General features: G+C 58.2%; 17 protein-coding genes. 11 read left to right on the forward strand and 6 right to left on the reverse strand.

Annotated features, from left to right (window positions below; all coding sequences use genetic code 11):
* Positions 1-70 precede the first annotated feature (70 nt).
* From livH to JFT85_RS09225, 4 genes are read left to right on the forward strand one after another with little or no spacing between them, the layout of a single operon-like run.
* Positions 71-994 carry a high-affinity branched-chain amino acid ABC transporter permease LivH gene (gene livH / locus JFT85_RS09210; protein WP_003172375.1) on the forward strand — a complete coding sequence of 308 codons (924 nt, stop codon included), beginning with the start codon at positions 71-73 and terminating at the stop codon, positions 992-994.
* Positions 991-2244, forward strand: coding sequence for a high-affinity branched-chain amino acid ABC transporter permease LivM (locus tag JFT85_RS09215; protein ID WP_053254799.1), 1254 nt, complete (start codon positions 991-993; stop codon positions 2242-2244). The genes livH and JFT85_RS09215 overlap by 4 nt, the downstream gene beginning before the upstream one ends.
* Positions 2241-3008, forward strand: a complete 768-nt coding sequence (gene livG, locus JFT85_RS09220; protein ID WP_010212365.1) for a high-affinity branched-chain amino acid ABC transporter ATP-binding protein LivG — start codon at positions 2241-2243, stop codon at positions 3006-3008. The genes JFT85_RS09215 and livG overlap by 4 nt, the downstream gene beginning before the upstream one ends.
* A 1-nt stretch (position 3009) precedes the next feature.
* Positions 3010-3711: an ABC transporter ATP-binding protein gene (locus JFT85_RS09225; RefSeq protein WP_010212366.1), complete on the forward strand. Its 702-nt coding sequence runs from the start codon at positions 3010-3012 to the stop codon at positions 3709-3711.
* Between the two features lie 50 nt (positions 3712-3761).
* Here the strand turns inward: JFT85_RS09225 and JFT85_RS09230 are convergent, their stop codons facing one another.
* Genes JFT85_RS09230 through JFT85_RS09245 form a run of 4 tightly spaced genes read right to left on the reverse strand, consistent with a single transcriptional unit; the run spans position 3762 to position 7755 of the window.
* Positions 3762-5060 carry an MFS transporter gene (locus JFT85_RS09230; protein WP_310886758.1) on the reverse strand — a complete coding sequence of 433 codons (1299 nt, stop codon included), beginning with the start codon at positions 5058-5060 and terminating at the stop codon, positions 3762-3764.
* Positions 5061-5066: 6 nt separating this feature from the next.
* Positions 5067-6044, reverse strand: coding sequence for a phytanoyl-CoA dioxygenase family protein (locus JFT85_RS09235; RefSeq protein ID WP_053254797.1), 978 nt, complete (start codon positions 6042-6044; stop codon positions 5067-5069).
* 23 nt (positions 6045-6067) lie between these two features.
* Positions 6068-6763: a hypothetical protein gene (locus JFT85_RS09240; RefSeq protein WP_053254796.1), complete on the reverse strand. Its 696-nt coding sequence runs from the start codon at positions 6761-6763 to the stop codon at positions 6068-6070.
* Positions 6763-7755, reverse strand: coding sequence for a hypothetical protein (locus JFT85_RS09245; protein WP_187601841.1), 993 nt, complete (start codon positions 7753-7755; stop codon positions 6763-6765). The genes JFT85_RS09240 and JFT85_RS09245 overlap by 1 nt, the downstream gene beginning before the upstream one ends.
* Positions 7756-8563: 808 nt before the next feature.
* On the opposite strand from JFT85_RS09245, the gene JFT85_RS09250 reads away from it, so the two are divergent.
* From JFT85_RS09250 to JFT85_RS09265, 4 genes are read left to right on the forward strand one after another with little or no spacing between them, the layout of a single operon-like run.
* Positions 8564-8869: a BufA1 family periplasmic bufferin-type metallophore gene (locus tag JFT85_RS09250; protein WP_053254794.1), complete on the forward strand. Its 306-nt coding sequence runs from the start codon at positions 8564-8566 to the stop codon at positions 8867-8869.
* 23 nt (positions 8870-8892) lie between these two features.
* Positions 8893-9771, forward strand: coding sequence for an MNIO family bufferin maturase (bufB, locus tag JFT85_RS09255; protein ID WP_053254793.1), 879 nt, complete (start codon positions 8893-8895; stop codon positions 9769-9771).
* Entirely contained in the window at positions 9768-10544 is a 777-nt protein-coding gene (locus JFT85_RS09260) for an HvfC/BufC N-terminal domain-containing protein (RefSeq protein ID WP_201229735.1), read from the forward strand. The genes bufB and JFT85_RS09260 overlap by 4 nt, the downstream gene beginning before the upstream one ends.
* Positions 10541-11026 carry a DoxX family protein gene (locus JFT85_RS09265; RefSeq protein WP_201229737.1) on the forward strand — a complete coding sequence of 162 codons (486 nt, stop codon included), beginning with the start codon at positions 10541-10543 and terminating at the stop codon, positions 11024-11026. The genes JFT85_RS09260 and JFT85_RS09265 overlap by 4 nt, the downstream gene beginning before the upstream one ends.
* Here the strand turns inward: JFT85_RS09265 and JFT85_RS09270 are convergent.
* On the reverse strand, positions 11023-11931 hold the full coding sequence (locus JFT85_RS09270) for a LysR family transcriptional regulator (RefSeq protein WP_053254790.1): 909 nt from the start codon (positions 11929-11931) through the stop codon (positions 11023-11025). The genes JFT85_RS09265 and JFT85_RS09270 overlap by 4 nt on opposite strands.
* Before the next feature lie 103 nt (positions 11932-12034).
* Here JFT85_RS09270 and JFT85_RS09275 point away from each other — a divergent pair, with 103 nt between their 5' ends.
* The 3 genes from JFT85_RS09275 (at position 12035) to JFT85_RS09285 (ending at position 15123) form a co-directional block, all read left to right on the forward strand.
* Positions 12035-12634, forward strand: coding sequence for a short chain dehydrogenase (locus JFT85_RS09275; RefSeq protein WP_069552048.1), 600 nt, complete (start codon positions 12035-12037; stop codon positions 12632-12634).
* Positions 12635-12731: 97 nt separating this feature from the next.
* Positions 12732-13403, forward strand: coding sequence for a COG3650 family protein (locus tag JFT85_RS09280; RefSeq protein WP_053254788.1), 672 nt, complete (start codon positions 12732-12734; stop codon positions 13401-13403).
* A gap of 106 nt (positions 13404-13509) precedes the next feature.
* Positions 13510-15123 (forward strand): NAD(P)/FAD-dependent oxidoreductase, encoded by a 1614-nt coding sequence (locus tag JFT85_RS09285; protein WP_053254787.1) that lies wholly within the window; start codon positions 13510-13512, stop codon positions 15121-15123.
* Between the two features lie 59 nt (positions 15124-15182).
* Here the strand turns inward: JFT85_RS09285 and JFT85_RS09290 are convergent, their stop codons facing one another.
* A complete protein-coding gene (locus tag JFT85_RS09290) occupies positions 15183-16100 on the reverse strand; it encodes an IS110 family transposase (protein WP_201229744.1) in 918 nt (305 codons plus the stop codon).
* Positions 16101-16151: the final 51 nt, after the last annotated feature.

Here is a 16151-nt window from a genome sequence, read left to right on the forward strand (position 1 = left end):
CAGAACACAGCGCAGGGCCGGAACATGACTCCACCAGTGAAATGCGTATCGGGTTTTTAGGAGCGCTGTAATGCCTGAGATCTATCATTTTTTCCAACAGCTGGTTAATGGCCTGACCATTGGCAGCACCTATGCCTTGATAGCCATTGGCTACACAATGGTTTACGGCATCATTGGAATGATCAACTTCGCCCATGGCGAGGTGTACATGATTGGTTCCTACGTGGCCTTCATCGCCCTTGCCGGGCTGGCCATGATGGGTATCCACTCCCTGCCGCTGTTGATGACCGCCGCGTTCCTTGCGTCGATCGTCGTGACCAGTGCCTATGGCTACAGTATCGAGCGGGTTGCCTACCGTCCCTTGCGTGGCAGCAACCGTTTGATTCCGCTGATTTCCGCCATCGGCATGTCGATTTTCCTGCAAAACACCGTATTGCTGTCCCAGGACTCCAAGGATAAATCCATCCCCAACCTGATCCCGGGGAGCTTCTCCTTCGGCCCGGGCGGTGCGGAAGAAGTATTGATTTCCTACATGCAGATCCTGGTCTTCGTCGTCACCCTGGTGGCCATGCTGGGCCTGACCCTGTTCATCTCCCGCTCCCGTCTGGGGCGCGCCTGCCGGGCCTGTGCCGAAGACATCAAGATGGCCAACCTGCTGGGCATCAACACCAACAACATCATCGCCCTGACCTTCGTGATCGGTGCCGCTCTGGCAGCCGTTGCGGCGGTACTGCTGAGCATGCAGTACGGCGTGATCAACCCCAACGCCGGTTTCCTGGTAGGCCTCAAGGCCTTTACCGCGGCGGTCCTGGGTGGCATCGGCAGTATTCCGGGCGCCATGCTCGGCGGGCTGGTGCTGGGTGTGGCCGAAGCTTTTGGCGCCGATATCTTCGGCGACCAGTACAAGGACGTTGTGGCGTTTGGGCTGTTGGTTCTGGTGCTGTTGTTCCGTCCGACCGGCATTCTGGGCCGTCCGGAGGTTGAGAAAGTATGAGCAGATATCTTAAATCGGCGTTTTTCAGCGCCCTGTTGGTATGGGCTGTGGCCTTTCCGGTCCTCGGCCTCAAGCTGAGCATTGTCGGCATCAACCTGGAAGTGCATGGCACCGGTCCCGTGACCTTGACCATCATCGCCCTGTGCTCGGTGCTGATGTTCCTGCGCGTGCTGTTTACCCAGCAAGTCGGTGCCTTGTTCAAGGGCAACCGTGGTCCGTTGGTGTCGCCCAAGGTCAGCCAATTTCTGACCCTGCCGCGCACCCAGCGCTACATCATCATCGGCCTGATCGTGGCCGCGTTGATCTGGCCGTTCTTCGGCTCGCGCGGCGCGGTCGACATTGCCACCCTGATCCTGATCTACGTGTTGCTGGGCCTGGGCCTGAACATCGTGGTGGGCCTGGCGGGTCTGCTCGACCTGGGTTATGTGGGTTTCTACGCCGTGGGTGCCTACACTTACGCGTTGCTCTCGCACTACCTGGGCTGGAGCTTCTGGGTCTGTCTGCCGCTGGCCGGCCTGATGGCGGCCACCTTTGGCTTCCTGCTGGGCTTCCCGGTCCTGCGCCTTCGCGGTGACTATCTGGCGATCGTGACCCTGGGCTTCGGTGAAATCATCCGTCTGTTCCTGCGTAACCTCACCGACATCACCGGCGGCCCCAACGGCATCAGCAGCATCCCCAAGCCAACGTTCTTCGGGCTGTCGTTCGACCGCACCGCGGCCGAAGGCATGCAGACCTTCCACGAATACTTCGGGATCGACTACAACCCGGTGAGCAAAGTGGTGTTCCTGTACCTGGTGGCCTTGTTGCTGGCACTGGCCGCCTTGTTCGTGATCAACCGCCTGCTGCGCATGCCGATCGGCCGTGCGTGGGAAGCCTTGCGCGAAGATGAAATCGCCTGCCGTGCGTTAGGCATGAACCCGACGGTCATCAAACTCTCGGCATTTACCCTCGGCGCAACATTCGCCGGTTTCGCTGGCAGCTTCTTCGCCGCTCGCCAAGGTTTGGTGACTCCGGAGTCGTTCACCTTTATCGAGTCGGCAATCATCCTCGCCATCGTGGTACTGGGTGGCATGGGTTCGCAACTGGGTGTGATCCTGGCGGCGATCGTGATGATCCTGCTGCCGGAAATGATGCGTGAGTTCAGCGAATACCGCATGTTGATGTTCGGCGCCATGATGGTGCTGATGATGATCTGGCGTCCTCAAGGCCTGCTGCCCATGCAACGTCCACACATGGAGCTGCGCAAATGAGCCGCGAGATCCTGAAAGTAGAAAACTTGAGCATGCGCTTCGGCGGCTTGCTGGCGGTCAACGGCGTGGCCCTGACCGTGAAAGAGAAACAGGTGGTGGCGCTGATCGGCCCGAACGGCGCCGGCAAAACCACGGTGTTCAACTGCCTCACCGGTTTCTACAAGCCGAGCGGTGGCAGCATCCTGCTGGACGGCCAGCCGATACAGGGCCTGGCCGGTCACGAGATCGCCCGCAAGGGCGTGGTGCGCACCTTCCAGAACGTGCGCTTGTTCAAGGACATGACGGCGGTCGAGAACCTGCTGATTGCCCAGCACCGTCATTTGAACACCAACTTCTTTGCAGGCCTGTTCAAGACCCCGGCGTTTCGCAAAAGCGAGCGCGAGGCCATGGAATACGCCGAATACTGGCTGGACAAGGTCAACCTCACCGAGTTTGCCAACCGCCCGGCCGGCACCCTCGCCTACGGTCAGCAACGTCGTCTGGAAATCGCCCGCTGCATGATGACCCGCCCGCGGATCCTCATGCTCGACGAACCGGCCGCCGGCCTGAACCCCAAGGAAACCGAAGACCTCAAGGCGCTGATCAGCGTGTTGCGTGAGGAAAACAACGCCACGGTGCTGTTGATCGAACACGACATGAAACTGGTCATGAGCATTTCCGACCACATCGTGGTGATCAACCAGGGTACGCCGCTGGCTAATGGGACGCCGGAACAGATCCGCGACAATCCCGAAGTGATCAAAGCCTATTTGGGGGAAGCGTAAAATGCTGCAATTCGAAAACGTTTCCACTTTCTACGGCAAGATCCAGGCCCTGCACAGCGTCAACGTCGAAGTGCGCCAAGGCGAGATCGTCACGCTGATCGGCGCCAACGGTGCCGGCAAATCGACCTTGCTGATGACCCTGTGCGGTTCGCCGCAGGCCCACAGCGGCAGCATCCGCTACATGGGTGAAGAGCTGGTGGGCCAGCAGTCATCACAGATCATGCGCAAAAGCATTGCCGTGGTGCCTGAGGGCCGTCGGGTGTTCTCGCGCCTGACCGTGGAAGAGAACCTGGCCATGGGCGGGTTCTTTACCGACAAGGGCGATTACCAGGAGCAGATGGACAAGGTGCTGCACCTGTTCCCAAGGCTCAAGGAGCGCTTCAGCCAGCGCGGCGGCACCATGTCCGGTGGCGAGCAGCAAATGCTCGCCATCGGCCGTGCGCTGATGAGCAAGCCCAAGTTGCTGTTGCTGGACGAACCGTCCCTGGGCCTGGCACCGATCATCATCCAGCAGATCTTCGACATCATCGAACAGCTGCGTAAGGACGGTGTCACGGTGTTCCTGGTCGAGCAGAACGCCAACCAGGCGCTGAAAATCGCCGACCGAGCCTACGTGCTGGAAAACGGCCGGGTGGTGATGCAGGGCACCGGGGAGCAATTGCTGACGGATCCGAAGGTGCGTGAAGCCTATCTCGGTGGCTGAGCCATTGAGGTAACAAAAAAACGGCCTTCGGGCCGTTTTTTTATCGCGGTTCAAAGCGTCGCGACCAACTCCCCCTTGCTCGCGCGCTGGCCTGCCAGCATCAATGCCCCGCCCAATAGCAACAAGCCCGCCGCCAGGAAGATATACGCGCCGTACACATCCAGCGGCGCGTCGAAATAGGCTATGACACGCTGTGCCACATTTAACGTCTGAGAGCACACCAGCGTACCGGTTAATGAGGCGATGGCCAGCACCGGCGTGACCGTTGCAGACACACGCCCCATGTAACCTTCCGGCACGGCTTCCTGGAGCATCGGCCCTTGCACAATCGCAAACACCGAGAAGAACAACCCACAGCTGAACATCAGCGCCCAGGCCAAGTAAAACGGCGGATGCAGCGAATACGCCAGGTAGCTGAACCCCATGCACAGCAATGCAAGGGTAAAGGCCTGGCGCGTGCTCAATGACTTCAACAGCGGCCGGACCAGCACGGCAGCAATCAAGCCGCCGACAGGGAACGCCGCGAGAATCAGGCCGTATTCATAAGGGCTCAAGCCCAAGGTTTTGAATGCATACAAGGACAATGCGACGTTATTGACCCCCAAGGAAAACCCGTATAACGCCACACCGATCAACAACGTCCTAATCGAGGCGTGCCCCCAGGAAAACCGTAGCCCTGCGAGCACTCCATGCCAGAAGGGCAGCCGTTGTTGCTCGGCCAGCAAGGTCCGGCGCAGGCCCTGGGTAGACGCTATGCACAGGGCCGAACAGGCAAAAGCCAGCACATTGATCAGCAGTGCCAGGGCGGGGCCCACCCACACAAATAATGCCGGCCCAAGGGACGCCGACAACACTGAAATGCCCGTCAGGGAAAACATCGCCTTGGCCGATGCCTCAACGCGTCGTGCCGAAGGGATGACCACTTGCATGATCGCCTGGCGTGACGGGTTGAAAAACTGTGCAGCCGTGCTGTTCACCAACAACAAGAGCAGAACGCCGACGAGCACTTGCATCGGGTCCAGCCCGGCCAGGGAATAGATCACGAAAAAGATCAGGAAGTTGAGCACCCGAATCCCATCCGCCGCGATCATCACGTACAACGGGGCCATCCGATCGACCCAAGCCCCGGCCAGTGGGGCCACCAATACACGCGGAATAGCAGAGGCCGCCACCGCCAGGCCTACAGCCGTCGGCAAGAACGCACTGTCGTGAAACAAGTCAGTCACCAGCCACACAATGACGGTGCTCTCGAAAACGAACTCGCCAAACGATGAGAGGGCTTGCCCCAGCCACAAGAATGAGAAATTTCTGCTGATGAAAAAATCTGCAAAGCGGTTCTTCACAGCCACATTACCTTATTGGTCGTAAATACGTTCAAAGGACTCGAGCAACCCCTGGGCACAGGACTTGATGGGTTCGGACATACCGAACCTAGCAGCGATTTCGAGGGCCGCCACCGCATTCTTGTTACCTTTAACCGCTTCCCCGATAGCGGTCAGATCCCGCCAATGCTCCCAGGATGGATCAAAGGGAATAAGCGGCGGATGCCTGTCCCGCCAGTAAAACCCCCAGGTCCGCCACCCTGCGTAGAACGTTTGCCAATCCTGGGTCAACAGCGGCTTGGCAAAATTACTGAGTGCCAAAGGCTCAGCGAGCGGCTGAAACCGTGCCTCGATACTGCAACGCCAACCTGTGCCGGTATTGGTCGCTCCCCCATGCGGGGTAAACGTATTGAACAGCAGTACATCACCCGGACGTAATGCGAAAACGTTTTTTGCGCCCAGCACGTCGGGGCAGACTTGCCATCCTGATGGGTTGAGTGCCAGCTCGAGCGGTAACAGGGTTTCACCTGGTTTTTTGGTGTAAACCGGCAGCGATCCCGACCCTTCATCGACATTAAAAAAGGGTGCCCACAGGGTGATCTGCTGACCACTGCCCTGCAATTCCGGAAAATCCTGGTGAACGCCCGGTGAGGAGTGCATGGAAGAATCCAAGGGTGCCAAACCGCGCACCCATTTGATCGGATGAACGAACACCTCATCGGTGTCGAAGAGCAGCTTCATCACCTCAATCACCTTGGGCGCTTGAAAGAGTTCTTCGGTCAATTCGCTGCGCATGACGTCGACAAACTTCAGAAAGTCCGGATCAGCCTGCTCTGGTTCCTTGAAACGCGGCTGACCAATCTCGGTGAAACCATCCGTTATTCGATGCTTACGCAATTGCTGGATCAGTTTTTCAGCGAGCAGTGCCAATTTCTGGCGATCAAGTAACTCGCGAACAACGACATAACCCTCTCGCTCGTAGGCGTCCTTCAGCGGCGAAAGTCCGTTCATTTTTGCAACTCCTTGCGACGCACTCAGCCTGGAAAAACCAGCCGGATGGCATAAAGAACATCCCTTTCTTCCGTCAGGCGCAGCATATTTGACGCTGTTTCTTCGTGTACGGCCGGCGTCATTCTCGCCGCCAGCCCTTGATGCTGCCCCTCCAACAACAGGGCATGCCCTACACGCCCTACATCCAGCAAGGCTTTGGCGTAGGCAATATCAGGATCGCCGAATGCAGCAACAGCAAATTGCCAATTGATCCCAAGCAACACTGTAATGCCTTTGCCCCCGGCCCATCCTTGGCCCTGAATGATCTTGGCGACCACCTCGCTGTCACTGGCGCGGTCTGAACGCTTGAGCGCTCTGGGCGTATGGTCCAGTAACCAAGCTGCATCCGCCCAGCCCTGTACGCCCTGGGTAACGATTCCAGCAAACAGATGTGTTTCCTGGGCCAAAGCCTGATAGAGGCACCTGAGTACCGCCTCCAGCACCGAAGAAGGAACCTCGCGCTCGGCAACCGACGTAAAGCTGCGTCTTGAAATAGCGCGTTTGACGTCATAGCCGGTCACCAGCTTATCCAGCAGGTAACGATGGCTTTGAAGGGCCTGCGGCTGGGCGACCTGATCAGCCTGCAATTGCTTCAGGAACACATAAGGGCGCTCCCAGTTATGAGTCTCCCACGTATCGGGGATTGAAACTTCACTGCCGTGTTGGCTGACATATCTCATTAATTCCACCCTTCCAGCAAACCGATGGAAAACGCAGGAAGGCCGTCATCCAAAGACTCGTCGCTGAAGCTTTTGGCGTACTCGAAGTCCACGACAAAGCGTGATGTGTAGTGCCAGTTGCAATAACTGGCCAACGCCGACAATTGCGCCTCTGCATGACCGGCGTCGACGAGCAAGGCACGAAAACTTCGGGGATCACGGTAGCGGAACATTGATCGCCTTACCGCGGCACACAATACCAGCCTCACCACCCAGTCGGCATCCGAACTTGAAATGCGCTCAGCCTCCATTGAGTCGGGCAACTGCGGGGTAATTAATTTAAGCGAACTATCGATCGGGGAAAAATAGTAGACACCCGGCGCAATTATCGACGAACGATGTATTTCGACAAAACATTCCGTGGGGTGCCGGGCGCCGCCGGAAGGAATGGACTTCTTGAGCAGTTCAACTTGGTGATAATCACGCTCGCCGTCGTAATACGCCGGTTGGTGCAAACGCACGCCAAAGGTCCCAGACATAATCATACTGAACTGATAGAAAACAGAGTTTCTTAATTCATCGATGTCCAGATTAATGGCGTCAATGAGCGCAACATCATTGCCTGACTCAATACTCAACTCGACAGCGGGGTACGCATGTTCCTTGACGTAGGCTGCCATGATCTGAGCATCTGCCTCCAACGCCGAAAGACCTTGGGACATGTCCAGGAAAGGGTGGTTCTGGGTCGCACGGTGATAGCCGGACTTGGGCTGCGCCAGCGCAGGCAGGCAAACATGGGCCAGCAAGGTGTCAATGCCAGCCTCACTGAGGGTGTTATCACGCGCAATGGCTTCCTTTACCAGATCGGCATTGACCGCCTGGCCGCAGTGCTCGGCAATGAGCCTGCCCAAGCCCTTGGAAATCTTGACGCCATTATGGCCTGACGAGTAGTCAACCCAACAGTCTTCTTTACCGTCTTCAAACACTAATGCCGCGGGATTTATATGATACATGAGCTGCTCCTTGAAAGACCTGGAGAGCGAACTCTCCAGGCCCGCTGCTTCTTACTTAGCCACTTTCACTGGCTTAGGCTGGGAAGGCAGTTTTACGTGCATCAAGTTGCAGGTAGCACTTTGCAGGAGAGCGACTTTTACTTCTTTCATCGTTAAATTCCTTCTTTTAGTTTAACTGGAAAATATCCAGAAGAGGGTTCCTGAATTGCGCATTTCATTTGTTGCCGGCCAAATCAAACTAAACAGCCGACTAATAAAAGTCAAACCGAAAAAGACTTAAATTTATAACTGACTGTTCCGCATATACAAAATTATTGTAAACCCCCGATAACGGGGACACAGCACTATTCCAGCCAAAAAATATCAGATTAAAAACACCCAACAAGCGCATGACTCGCGCCCTTCCCCATTCAAACGTCCACGACACATAGGCATTAACCCCCCACACAGGGCCTGAATAACACCGCCCGCTTTCTTTTGAGATAGCGAAAATCCGCCACTTATATTTAAAAAATAGGATCTATTAAATTACGCCATCAGTACTTAAACCCGATCAGATGAAACCTTACCCGTTACCGAAAACAGCGTTAACCGAACGTCGTTCATCAGGCTTTTATTTGGCTTGGTAAATAGCCACGCAAGGAAACACCTCAACGCCCGAGCCCGAGCATTCAGGGGCGAGTGATCGCGGCGGCTGGCGAATTGAAATTTTTTTGCCAGCCGCTGTAACGCATGGGGGTGCCCCAACTCTAGAGGGGTAAGCAAGCAAAAACGCTTCCTTACCCAACCTCACTGCTGGAGTTACACCATGACGACTAAATCCCGTTCGCTGTCCGCCGCCACCCTCGTTCTGGCCCTGGGTTCGGCCCTGAGCCTGTCCGCCCTGACAAGCACCGCGCACGCCGCCGATGACATGCAGAAGTGCTTTGGTGTCGCCGAAGCCGGCAAGAACGATTGCGCCGCAGGCGCTGGCACTTCCTGCGCCGGCACCTCGAAACTCAAGGACCAGGCCAACGCCTGGAAGCTGGTCCCTGCCGGCACCTGTACCAAAACCCCGAGCAGCACCTCACCGACCGGTTTCGGCCAGGAAACAGCCTTCACCGCCAAGTCCTGAAACAGCCCTCGGCCTGAGTACTGATGATGACGCTTTCTCCCCAACACACGGTCTCACCCGCTCAGGCGCCCGGGCTCCCTTGCAGGGCCGGGCTGGGGCTGAAGAACGAGCACTTCAGCGAAGTGCTCGAAACCTCGCCCGACATCGGTTTTTTTGAAGTGCACGCCGAAAACTACATGGTTGCCGGCGGCCCGTTCCACCATTACCTGGGGTTGATCCGCGAGCAGTACCCACTGTCGTTGCACGGCGTGGGTCTGTCCATCGGCGGCGAAGGCCCGTTGAACCGTGAGCACCTGGCACGGTTGGCCACGCTGATCGAACGCTATCAACCCCACTCTTTTTCCGAACACCTGGCCTGGTCCAGCCACGGCCCGGTGTTTCTCAACGACTTGCTGCCCTTGGCTTACGATGCCGCCACCCTGAAACGGGTGTGCGAACACATCGACCAGGTGCAAAGCACCCTCAAGCAGCCGATGCTGCTGGAGAATCCGTCGACCTATCTGCAATTCCAGCGCTCCACCCTGGACGAGACAGACTTCATCAGCGAGATCATTCGCCGCACCGGTTGCGGCCTGTTGCTGGACGTCAACAACGTCTATGTGTCGTGCATCAATCACCAGCGAGATCCCCTTTCCTACATTGACGCACTGCCATTGCGTGCCGTGGGAGAGATTCATCTGGCCGGATTTGCCGAAGACACTGACAGCCTGGGCGATCGCCTGCTGATCGATGACCATGGTGCGCCCGTCGATAACGCCGTATGGCAGTTGTACCAACACGTCCTTATGCGTACGGGCCCGGTGGCCACGCTGATTGAGCGCGATAACCACGTGCCGGCCTTCAGCGTGCTGCACGCCGAAGTCCAACACGCCGACTGGCATCTGTCGCAGGTGAACCAATGAGCCTTCAAGATGCGTTTGCCAGTGCCCTGCTCGCACCCGACCCGGTCTGCCCCGAGGGTCTGTTCAGCAGCAACGGCGCCGATCCGGCCAGCCGCTTTGCGGTGTATCGCAACAACGTCCACAGCGCGCTGATCAATGCGCTGGCGACGGCCTATCCCGTCACGTTGCAATTGGTCGGCGAGGCATTCTTTCGCGCCATGGCCAGCCTCTATGTACAGGCCTGCCCGCCCAACAGCCCACTGATCAGTGAATACGGCAGCAGCTTTGCCGACTTTATCCAGGGCTTCGAGCCGGCTGCCAGCGTGCCCTACCTGGCTGATATCGCGCGCCTGGAACGCTTGCGGGTGCGCGCCTATCACGCGGCGGATGTTGCGCCACTGCAACAACAGGCCGTGTTGCAGGCACTGCAAACCCAAACCCACTTGGGCGAACTACGCCTGCAACTGCATCCCTCACTCGCCACGTTGAACTCCGCCTACGCGATCGTCGCCGTCTGGGCAGCGCACCAGACCGAGGGGGCCATTGCCAGTTTGAATGCCTGGCATGCGCAAAGTGCCTTGGTGTTACGCCAGGGGCTGGCCGTCCAGGTATTCGCAATAGACGCAGGTTCGGTCGCGTTCATCAACAGCCTCAACCACGGCGCTGGGCTGGAAATGGCCGTGACCCAGGCCCTGGAAGCCGCCAGCGAATTCGACCTGAACCAGTGCCTGACCCTGCTGATCAGCCACGACGCCATCACTCATTTGCACACAGAACAAAAGGAATCGCCATGAACACTTCCCCTACTTGCCTGGTAAAACGGACCATCGCTCTGTTCGAAAAAATCCCCTACAGCCTGATCGCCTTTCTCGCGCGTTTTTCGATTGCTGCGGTTTTCTGGAAGTCGGGGCAAACCAAGGTCGAAGGCTTTGCCATCGACCTGATCAGCGGCACGTTCCAACTGGGCGAACCACGCCTTGCCGCCTCCACCCTGCCGCTGTTTCGCAGTGAATATCACGTGCCTTTGCTGTCGCCGGAAGTCGCCGCGCACATGGCAGCCTTTGCCGAACACTTTTTTCCGGTGTTGATTCTGGTCGGCTTGGCCACACGCTTCTCGGCCCTGGCCCTGATTGGCATGACCCTGACCATTCAACTCTTCGTCTACCCCGACGCGTACCCGACCCATGGCACCTGGCTTGCCTTGTTGCTACTGCTGGTCGCCAAAGGCCCGGGCAGCCTGTCGATTGATCACCTGATTGCAAGTCGCTACCGTTAAAGCCGGTCCAACGTTTCACCGCTGCGCTTGAACCAATCCACCAGGTAATCGGCGAGCACCTGAGTGCGGCGCGGCAAGCCGCCCTGATACGGGTGAACCAGATGCATCGGCATGCTGCGAGTCTGATAATCGCGCAAGAGCCAGCGCAATCGACCGTCAGCCAGTTCCGCCGGTAAAACGTAGGACGGCAGGCGGGCGATACCGGCGCCCACCAGTGCGGCTTTTTTCAACAGGTTGTAGTGGTTGGAAGCAAATGTGCCGCTGACCCGCACACGCAGCAGTTCGTGTTGCTGGTGGTACAGCCATTCTTCACGCCCGCTGTAGTGACTGTTCAACAGGCAGGTATGAGCTGCCAGGTCCGCCGGGGTCAGCGGCTCGCCGTGCTGTTCCAGATAGGCCGGGCTGGCGCAGGTCATCTCATGCCAGGCCAGCAATGGCTTGGCCACCAGACGCTCGTTTTCGATGGCCCCCATGCGCACGCCCAAATCAAAGCCATCGCGCGCCAGGTCCCGGTAACTGTTGCTCAATTCCAGTTCGATCTGCACCTGCGGGTACTGCTTGGAAAACTCGAGCAGCAAACCATCGAAGAAGGTTTCCCCCAACGACACCGGAACCGTCATACGCACCGGCCCGGCCAGGTCGTCCTTGAGCCGCGCCAATGCCTGTCGGGCGCGCTCCACCTGTACCACCAGCGCCTGGGCCTGGGGCAACAACGCCGCACCGGCTGCGGTCAGGCTCAACTTGCGGGTGGTACGGTGCAGCAACACCACGCAAAACCGCGCTTCCAGTTGGCTGATGCGCTTGGACAGCTGGCCCTTGCTGCACCCCAACTGCTCGGCCGCGACGGTAAAACTGCCGGCTTCGATCAGCACGGCAAACGCCGCCAGGTCATCCATCTCGCTCATGGATTGTTTCCATTTGAAAACCAAAGGTTGCCTATTAGCGCGTTTATCCGACCGAAAAGCCACACTAGACTGAAACCTCACTTACCCCTGGAGGAACAGCACGATGAAAATCCTATTGATTGGTGCCAGCGGCACAATCGGCTCGGCCGTCAAAGCAGAACTCGCCCAGCGTCACGAGGTGATCAGCATCGGTCGCACCCATGGCGACTTCCAGGTGGACATCAGTGACAGCGCTTCAATCCGCAAGCTATTCGAACAGACCGGCAAGTTCGATGCCCTGGTCTGCGCGGCTGGCAGTGTGAATTTCGTGCCGTTGGGTGACATGAGCGAAACCGATTTTGAACTGGGCCTGCGCGACAAGCTGATGGGCCAGGTCAACCTGCTGTTGATCGGCCGCGAATACGCCAACGATGGCGCCTCGTTCACCTTCACCAGCGGCATTCTCAACCGTGACCCGATCCGCACCGGCGCATCTGCCGCACTGGTCAACGGCGCACTGGATGCCTTCGTCAAAGCTGCCGCGATCGAGTTGCCACGGGGCCTGCGCGTCAATTCCGTGAGCCCGACCGTGCTGCTGGAAGCCATGGGCAGCTACGCGCCCTACTTCCGTGGCTACAAACCTGCACCCGCTGCTGATGTGGCATTGGCCTACGCGAAAAGTGTCGAAGGTTTACAGACGGGCCAGACCTTTATCGTCGGCTGAATTTTGTGTCTGTCAGAAATTCCTGAAGCCGGCCGACGGGCTTGTGGTGCGGCGTCAGCCTGCGTAACGTGGCGGCACTTGTTTGGAGACCCGATAAATGCGCGCCGCCCGTACCCTTGCCCTGTTTGCCCTGCTGCCCCTGTTCACCGCTTGCCAGATGTTCGAGAGCGAACCGGCCAAACCGTCGACTGCGGGGCTGACCCGTATGCAGGGTGAATTGACAGCGGTGGCCGGCAAACTGTTGTTCCAGCCGTGCGGCGACAAACGCAACTACGTGGTCAACGACACCGGCGGCACCAGCATCCTGCAGGAGGCCGCCTCCCTGGCCGGCCAACAGGGTGTGCTGTTTGCCGACTTGCGCGGCAAGTTTTCCGGTGTTGCCAGCGGCACCCAGGGTTCGGTAGACCTCCAGCAGCTGTATCGGGTCGAGCGCTCGACCTCGGCCTGCGATGACCCGGATTTCAAGCGCATGACCCTGCGGGCCAACGGCCACAAACCCGCCTGGGCGATGAACGTCACCGCCAAGGGCATGGTGCTCGAGCGTGAGGGCCAGCCACCCCTGGCGGTGCCCTACGTAGAAGAGCAAATGGGCGACGGCCGCTTTAACCTGATGACGGAAGCCAACAACCAACACATCGAACTGTGGGTGGCGCCGCAACGCTGCATCGACAGCGTCAGTGGCAGCTTGCAACACATGACCGCCGAGTTGCGAGTCAACGGCCAGGTACAACGGGGTTGCGCATCGTTCGGCGGCTCTCGCGACGACTGAATCAGCCCTGCGCTGTTTTAACATGACGAAAAACCGCCATTGGGGCTTATAATCGCCGGTTTGCAAAACAGCCGGCCTCTTTTCCCGCCGCCTACCGGATCCCGTCATGTTACGAATCACCGAACTCAAGCTGCCCATCGACCATCCCGAAGAAGACCTACGGCCTGCCATCGTGCAGCGCCTGGGCATCGCCAGTGATGACCTGCTCGATTTCACCCTGTTCAAACGCAGCTACGACGCCCGTAAAAAATCGTCGGAGCTGTGCTTCATCTACACCATCGACCTGAACGTGAAGGGCGAAGCCGCGCTGCTGCTCAAGTTCGCCGATGATCGCAACGTCAACCCGGCCCCGGATGTCAGCTACAAGGTGGTGGGCCAGGCGCCGCACGGCCTGGTTGAACGGCCAATCGTGGTCGGTTTTGGTCCGTGCGGGATCTTCGCCGGGCTGCTGCTGGCCCAAATGGGCTTCAAGCCGATCATCCTCGAACGCGGCAAGGAAGTGCGCCAGCGCACCAAGGACACCTGGGGCCTGTGGCGCAAAAACGTGCTCAACCCGGAGTCCAACGTGCAGTTCGGCGAAGGCGGCGCCGGGACCTTCTCCGACGGCAAGCTCTACAGCCAGATCAAGGACCCGAAATTCCACGGTCGCAAAGTGCTGCACGAGTTCGTGAAAGCCGGTGCACCGGAAGAAATCCTCTACGTCAGCAAGCCGCACATCGGTACATTCCGCCTGACCGGCGTGGTGGAAAACATGCGCGAGCAGATCATCGCCCTGGGCGGTGAAGTGCGCTTCGAACAGCGGGTTACCGACGTGCTGATCGAAGATGGCCAGTTGAACGGCGTCGTGGTGAATGACGGTGAGCAGATCCTCTCCAGGCACGTGATCCTCGCCCTTGGCCACAGCGCCCGCGACACTTTCCGCATGCTCCACGGGCGTGGCGTGTACATGGAGGCCAAGCCGTTTTCGGTGGGTTTCCGTATCGAACACCCGCAGTCGCTGATCGACGCGGCGCGCCTGGGCAAATACGCCGGGCACCCAAAACTCGGAGCTGCCGACTACAAGCTGGTGCACCACGCCAAGAACGGCCGCTCGGTCTACAGCTTCTGCATGTGCCCAGGCGGTACGGTAGTGGCAGCCACTTCCGAGCCCAACCGTGTCGTCACCAACGGCATGAGCCAGTATTCGCGTAACGAACGCAATGCCAACTCCGGCATCGTGGTCGGCATCACCCCGGAAGTGGACTACCCAGGTGGCCCGTTGGCCGGCATCGAGTTGCAGGAGCGCCTGGAGTCCCACGCCTACATCCTCGGTGGCAGCAACTACGAGGCACCGGCGCAGCTGGTGGGCGATTTCATTGCCGGTAAGCCGTCCACCGCCATCGGCAGTGTCGAACCGTCCTACAAACCGGGTGTGGCACTCGGTGACCTGGCCCTGGCCTTGCCGGACTTCGCCATTGAAGCGATTCGTGAAGCGTTGCCGGCGTTCGAGAAACAGATCAAAGGCTACTCGCTGCACGACGCCGTGTTGACCGGTATCGAAACACGCACGTCATCACCGTTGCGGATTACCCGTAACGAGTCGATGCAGAGTTTGAACGTGAAAGGCCTGTTCCCGGCGGGCGAAGGCGCGGGTTACGCCGGTGGGATTCTGTCGGCGGGTGTCGACGGTATTCGAATTGCCGAAGCATTGGCGCGGGACATGCTCGGTATCGAGGCCTAAACCGAATCTGAACAGACAGCAACTCAAATGTGGGAGCAACTGTCTTAACCCACCGTCCGTCAGCGCCATTCTGTACCGTCTCGCAGCATGGCATTTAGTCTGATCAGCAGTATCCGCATGCAGGCGATGAGCGCGACTTTCGCGCTCTTGCCTCGCTCCCTTAGAGCCTCGTAGCGCGTTTTAAAGTCTGCTTGAAAGCGGATAACAACCCAACTCGATATGTATAACGCATGCCTGACACGGGTTCTTCCTCCGTATATCTGCCGTTTTCCATTGTGGTTTCCGCTGTCGTCGTTGTAAGGGGCTATGCCCGCTAACGCCGCCACTTCTCTGCGATCCAACTCGCCCAACTCCGGCAAGTAAACCAGCAAACTGGCGGCCGCGACTTTGCCAATCCCCTTCACAGACATGAGTCGCCTGGCCTTTTCTACATCCAAATCAAACATGCCCTGAACGAGGTGTTTTTCCAGGGCTTTGATCTGCGCTTGCAGGTAGCGAATATGATCCTTGGTAGCGCTGACAACGGTTGGCAACTGAGCCTGCTGAAGTCGACGCTTATTGTCGTCGCGCTGCTGAACGAAGTGCTCACGTAATTGGATCAGTTCGCGCAGAGCTTCGCGCTCAGGAGAAATGACCTTTTCGTGAGACCCATGCAGCACTTCGGCAAAATCAGCCAGAACTGCCGCATCAATCGGGTCGGTCTTGGCATTTTTGCCCATGGCCACCGCGAAGGCTCTGGCCCGACGAGGATTGATTCGGAGCACTTGGAAATTCGTCTGTTGCAGTGCCGCCATGACCTGGCGCTCGTAGCCTCCCGTGGCCTCCAGCAATACCCGGCCAACCTCATAGCAGCTCAATCGTTTGATCAGCTCAACAAAGCCTTCAGATGTGTTTGGAATCTCGAAGCCTTCTTTCTGAGGTTGAACCCAGACAACAAGGTTTGATTTAGAGATATCGATGCCGACCCAGGAAATCATGGCAAAACCCTCTTACACTCAGGAGTGAGAGTGCTCTGGCTATGCCCACGC

Origin of the sequence: Pseudomonas sp. TH04 (assembly GCF_016651355.1) — a bacterium.
GTDB classification, from domain to species: domain Bacteria; phylum Pseudomonadota; class Gammaproteobacteria; order Pseudomonadales; family Pseudomonadaceae; genus Aquipseudomonas; species Aquipseudomonas fluorescens.